Genomic DNA, 850 nt, shown 5'->3' on the forward strand with positions numbered 1-850 from the left:
CTTGGCCATGGCAGCCGCCGTGAAGCCTTCGGTCAGGAAGGGCAGCAGGTCCTTGCCGGTCGATGCCGCGGCGTTCTCGGCCGCGCGGCGCGCGATGTAGGTCAGGCCGCCCGCGCCAGGCACCAAGCCCACGCCCACTTCGACCAGGCCGATGTAGCTCTCCATGTGCGCGACGCGGCGCGCCGAGTGCACGGCCAGCTCGCAGCCACCGCCCAGCGCCAGGCCGCGGATGGCCGAGACCACGGGCACGTTGGCGTAGCGCAGGCGCAGCATGGTTTGCTGCATCCCCTCTTCAGCACCCTCGACCGCGCCGACGCCGGCGACCATGAAGGCCGGCAGCATCGCCTGCAGGTCGGCGCCCACGCTGAAGGGCTCGTCGCCCGACCAGATGACCACGCCCTGGTAGTCCTTCTCGGCCAGCTCCACCGCCAGGTTCAGGCCCTCGCAGACGTCGGGGCTGATGGCGTGCATCTTGGTCTTGATGCTGGCGATGACGATTTCGCCGTCCAGCGTCCACAGGCGGATGGCGTCGTCCTCGTGCAGCGTGGTGCCGGCGGTCTGGAAGTCGGGCAGCGCCTCGCCGCGCAGTTTTTCAGGGAAATGCTGTCTTTCGTAGACCGGCAAAGCGCGGCGTGCTATGAATTTGTAGGCAGATGCGCTCCACGAGCCCGCGGCCGTGTGCACGCCTCCGGCCTCGGGCACCGGGCCCTTGAACACCCATTCGGGCAGCGGCGCCGTGCTCAACGCCTTGCCGGCGTCGATGTCTTCCTGGACCATCCGGGCGACTTCGAGCCAGCCGGCCTCCTGCCACAGCTCGAACGGGCCCTGCTGCAGGCCAAAGCCCCAGCGC

Annotated in this window: 1 protein-coding gene; it reads right to left on the bottom strand. The window is 69.4% G+C overall.

From position 1 onward, the window contains the following. The coding region (locus B2J89_RS21205) for an enoyl-CoA hydratase/isomerase family protein (protein ID WP_169170816.1) at positions 1 to 850 on the bottom strand (850 nt) is incomplete at both ends.

The organism is Acidovorax sp. SRB_24 (genome assembly GCF_012931925.1).